The 5,677-nt window shown below is 25.7% G+C and carries 3 protein-coding genes; 2 read left to right on the plus strand and 1 reads right to left on the minus strand.

Annotated features, from left to right (window positions below):
• The coding region (locus UDIV_RS04470) for a hypothetical protein (protein WP_038101920.1) at positions 1-1,362 on the plus strand (1,362 nt) is incomplete at its 5' end.
• A 356-nt stretch (positions 1,363-1,718) separates the two neighbouring features.
• Complete coding sequence (locus UDIV_RS00810) at positions 1,719-1,949, plus strand: type I restriction-modification system subunit M N-terminal domain-containing protein (RefSeq protein ID WP_051749370.1); 231 nt, start codon at positions 1,719-1,721, stop codon at positions 1,947-1,949.
• Between the two features lie 506 nt (positions 1,950-2,455).
• Here UDIV_RS00810 and UDIV_RS00815 read toward each other — a convergent pair.
• Entirely contained in the window at positions 2,456-5,488 is a 3,033-nt protein-coding gene (locus tag UDIV_RS00815; protein ID WP_051749372.1) for a DNA methyltransferase family protein, read from the minus strand.
• Positions 5,489-5,677 lie beyond the last annotated feature (189 nt).

A 5,677-nucleotide genomic window follows, 5' to 3' on the forward strand; every position in this document is an offset into this window, starting at 1 on the left:
AAGAAGGCACTAGCTTTATCAGTTGGTGCTATTATGGCAGGGGTTAGTGTTATTGGAGTGGTTGCAGCTTGCGCACCAACGAAAGCAAAACCAAATAAACCTTCTCAAGGTACTCAAAATCCATCTCAATCTGGTGGAACTGAATCTACAAACCCAGGTAGTGGAAACACTACAAATCCAAGTGGTCAAGGTTCAAATAATGGTGGAACAACAACTACGCCAAGTGGTTCAAATAACAAAACACCAGAAACTACTCAACCATCAACTCCACAAAGTTCTCCTAAAGATGGAAATGGTTCAGATTCTATGTCAAAACCACAACAACCACAAGTTGAAAGTCAACCTAAAGATTCTGAAAAGAAGGAAGGTGATACTTCAACCCCAGGAACTAGTGATTCTGAGAAATCTAAAACTGAAACTGAAAAAAATGAAATGCCAAAAGTAGATGCAGAACCTAATAAGACTCCTGAAACAGGGGATACAAATCCTGATAAAAAAACAGGGACTGAAGATGGAACGGGAACTAACAAAAAACCAAAAACTGGTAATACTGATGAAACTAGTGAAAAAACACAAAGTGAAGAAGATAAACTAAAAGCCCAAAAGGAAGCAGAAGCAAAACAAAAAGATGCTGCAGTAAAAGCTCTACAAGAAAAGAAAGCTGCTACTAAAAAAGAAGTTGAAGAATTAACAAATATTCCTGAAGAAAGATTAACTAAATACACTGAAGATATTGATAAAATAGTTGATCCTTCTGAATCTGAAAAATTAACAAATATCTTAAGCGATGCTAAAAAAGAGGATGAAGAATACGGAAAATTTGAAGCTAAAAAAGAACAAGCAAAACAAGAAATTAGCAATTTAAAAAATATAGATCAACAAGAAAAAGATAAATTACTAGAAGAACTCCAAAAGATTAATGAAATTTCAAAAACTCAAGATATAGATACTATTCTTAATAAAGCTCGTAATCAAGATGCTACAAAAATTGATTCTGAGCTAACTATAAGCTTAGTAGGAAATAATTCTCTTGAGAGAAAAGCTGATAAATATCTTTATTTAACAGTAAAAACAAGTGTTGATAACTATCAAAAAATAAAAGAAAAGCGATTTGTAATGTCTATAGAAAAAGATGTAGGACAATTTCATGATGAAACAACAGCTACATTCGATGCCCAAGGAAAAACTATTTATCATGAAAATCCTAAAACAGAAGGTGGGTTTGTTACCTTTACACTTTCATCATCATTAGCGTATAAAGATAGTGAAAAAGGTAAATATAAAGTTGTTGAATTATATCTAGCAGGAGATACTAATAAGAAAAATTTACTTCAAGGTCAATCTAATACAATTACAATTTAGTTATCTTCTAAAAACCAATAATTACAAATTAAATACTAGTGAGATTTTAACCCCACTAGTATTTTTTATTTACTTTAGTTTAGAAGGTATTAATTAACATTAAGTATAAAAACCTTAATAAAATTAGAAAATTAAATCAATCTAAGTTTTATCTCTACAAACAGATCTCTTTAAATAATTCAATTACTAGACATAAACTAGTTAATTACCAACAATGTTTAAGTAATAAAATACCTATTTAAATAAGATTAATAACACTAATAACATAACAATACCACTAATGTAATGATTTAAAAATAACAAACCAATTAAGATATAAAACCCATCTAAATATAAAAATATAGGACCTTATAAATGTGGAAAAGAAACTTTCTTTTGAACACAATAAACCAATAAGTTTTATTTGATCAATAGCTGATGATTGTCTTAGAGATGTGTATGTAAGAGGTAAGTATAGAGACATCATTATACCAATGACAGTGATTAGGCGATTTGATGCGGTTTTTGAAAAATATAAAGCTGATTTTTTAAAAGAAGTAGAAAAATACAAAAATCTAGGTTTTAAAATGATGATTAAAACATTCTAGTAAAATAATTGATTAAAAAGCAAGTTGATATATACAAATAAGATATCGTATTTATGATCTTAATATAATTGATCAAGCACTAAAAATATGAAATCCTATTAACTGAATAGTAAAGAATCTAAATAAGAAGCTAAAAAGAAAATTAGTAGGAGTTTTTATGTCTGGATTTAAAATACCCATCTTGTTTTAAAGAATATACAATAACATTCGATGTTTATGGAGACCTATATAAGCTAAAGCTTTTACCCTTTGAAAGGATGAAGATCATCCTATATTTTTTCATCTTAAAGTAAGAATTATAGATAAAGATAATAAATAAGAAATAAAACAAACAGAATCAGAAATTTTAGAGATAAAAATAGTACTATAAAGGTACTTAGTGCAAGATTATACACGTATTTAATTAAGTAAAAAGGGCTATTCATTAATATGAAAAAATGTAGCTTATTTGCTTAATTTTGTTAAATTTATATGCTTTAATGCAAAGAAAAAAGCGGATTTCCGCCTTATTGTTTATAGAAATCAATTTTTATCGGTATATTACTTGATATACTTCTGCTTGATTGTGAATTCAAGATTATTTTTAAAACTAATTTATTAGTTAATATATTTAATATATATTTTGCTTCATCATAGCTTAAATTGTCATTTATATTTTTGCTATATGATATATAGCTTATATGCCCGTCAAATATCGGCATTTTTAGTTCATTTCAGTGTGTTTTTATCTTTGTTATGATTTTGGGATTTAGGCTAGTATTATCCCTTATGCAAACAAATATATCTTTAAATGTATATTCGCCAATTCTAAGTAAACCCCAGTAGGGTTTTATTTGTATTCTGTTATTATAATCAGAACCTTTTTTTAATTCATTTTTATTAAAATCAATCCACTTATAAATATTAGGGACTTCATTTTTAATAACATCTAAATCTAAAGGTTGTTTGTTACCAAATTCATACAAGAATAAGACATATAAATTGTCCCATTCTTCTTTAAGCATAGGACTTGTAATTAAAGGATGTAAATATTTTTTCTCTAATTTGATTTTTCTAGTTTCATCCACTTTATATAATTTTTTTTGTTTTATTACAGGGAAAAAGTAAGCTAGTTTGTCATCAATATCTTCACAAAAAACAAATCGCATAGGGGCTTTAGCTTCAACCCCTTTTCTAAATGTATAAGCACATTTTCCTATAACTTTTTCAATTTGATTGATATTGTCATCATCTTCTATTTCTAAAAAATTATTTTCATCAATGTATTTATCTAATTGCAATAATTTGTTCTTTTTATGAATTTCAAATGTATTATTAACCTTATTTAAAATGGTAAAAGGTATATATTTCTCTTTACTTTTATTAGAAATTATAAATAAAGAAAATTCTAAGTTTCCTGTACCTTCAAAAATTTCTCCACATTTAGAAAAGTCATATATCTCATTGAATTGCAGTTTTTCATTATCTCTTATAATAAGTTTTCTAAAACCCTGAAAAGATTTGTTGTAAATAATACTTTTTGGCATAAGATATGCTAGTTTAGATGACTTGTTAAATCATCTCTCACAACACTTATTTGTTAACAAAGCACAAAAGTTTAAATCAATACCACCGTGATTTTTATCAGAACTAAAAATATTTTTGATTTCAATATTATTTTTTAAATTATCTCTGTATGTTTGTGGCAAATCCCCCCATCTCACTCAAGCAGGATTTCCAATGATATAATCAAAATTATTATATGAAGCTAGTTTGAAATAATTTGAAAATATTTTTAATCATATTGAATTTAAATTGCTTTTTTCAAGCTCTATTAACTCCAAAAAATTTGTTTTTAGTTCTTTTTCAATTAAATTTATATTTTTAATATGTTTGCTTAGTTCATTCATTACACCATTGATATCTAAATCAATAATATATTCTTCTAACTTTTCTAATATATTAAAAAAATCATCCTTATTTACTAATTCTACAGGTAAAATCAATTGTATATTTTCTTTAAATTTAGATTGTAAAGATGTAGTGTATAATGAATAATGATAGCAATCTACATTGTTTATATTAATTTGCTTTGGAACATACAAACTATCACAATTATAGATAGGAATTTCATATTTTTTATTAACATCAAATTGCACTTTATTTATAGAATTAATGAAAATATTTGCTTTTGTAATTAATGTTGATATTGGATTAATATCTACCCCTACAACACCATTTAAAAACTCTTGAAAATCTATTTTTGATTTTAAAGCTTTCATTTTATTATTATATATTTCTAAAATAAATGTTCCACTACCACAACAAGGGTCCACAAAAGTTTTATTTAAGTAGTCGTCGCCTTTTAATTGCAAAGTATCTAACACAAATTTAACTAAATAGCTAGGGGTATGGTATTCTCCAAAAGAATGTCTTACTGCTTTTGGTATAAAATTTTCATAAAGAGACTTAAATAAATCTCCTAACATATTATTTTTTATTTCAATTTCGTTGAAATTATATGTATCAACCATCATTAATATTTCTTTTAAGTTTTTAAACAAGTTTTCATTTCAGTTTTCAGATAAATATCAAGAAAAAAATTCACCATCTACTAAATTTATTACATTTAGTTGTTCGAAGTATTTTCCCGATTCTACTTTTCTTAGTAAAGATTTTACTTGCAAAATGTCATTTGTTTTATAGTACTTTTCTAAATATTCTACATTAATAAACAAGTCTTTTAATGTACTGGTTGATTTAACCAAAAACAATTTGATAATTATATTTAAAGCAGTATGCAAACTAAATAAAACTTGATATTCTTCATCTCTTTTTACATCAGAACCTATTATTTCAGTAAAAATTTTTATTCTTTTTTCTATATCTAAACTTTTACCGGTATCGGTCTCAGATAGTTTAAATAATTTTTCTCACTCTAAATACAATAGTTCTGTTTTTTGGTTGTTTCTTTTCTTTAACAAATCATATATATTTCTTACTAATTTTGTAATAACGTTATCTTTAACAATTGTTCCACCATTAGATAATATAGAAAAATCCCTTTGTATATTAATAGGGGAAATTTGCCTAAGTCCATTTTTAAAAATTATAGAAATTAATTTTTGTGCATTTTCTATAGTTATTTTTCCACCAAAAATTTTTTTAACTTCGTTGTCCTGGGTTTTTACATAATGTTCTAATGTGCAACCATCAAAGACAAATCCAAACATTTGTAAATCTTTAAATTTATTATCTTGAATATATTCTTTTAGTTGATTTACTGATTTATCTAATTCATTAGGATTTGCTAATTTATTATATTTTTTATATTCAATTATTGTGTTTCCATATAAGAAATCACATCTACCTCCATTTAATTTGCTCTCATATCTAAAAGTTAAATGATTTTTTGTAAGATTTAATGCTCTAGCAATATGATTTAATTGATTTTGAAATTCTATTCTTAACTCTTCTTCATTATTAGAACCTTTGAATGTATCTTCATTAAGAAAATTAAGAATATCTTCATTTATAGTACCGTCTTCATCAAATTTCATATTAAACTCTCCTATTCAACATATCATAAACTCATAAATCAGTTGTAGCTTCGTTTTTACGCATATCTTCTCTCCATCTTTTATTTATAGTATAAACCCCACACTAAAAAAGTACCTTGTTTTGGTACTTATATTTAGGTTTTACATTCTCATTCCTTTTGGTTTTTGAACTTCTTGCTCTTCTTCTTG

The organism is Ureaplasma diversum NCTC 246, assembly GCF_000731915.1.
Classification (GTDB): domain Bacteria; phylum Bacillota_I; class Bacilli_A; order Mycoplasmatales; family Mycoplasmoidaceae; genus Ureaplasma; species Ureaplasma diversum.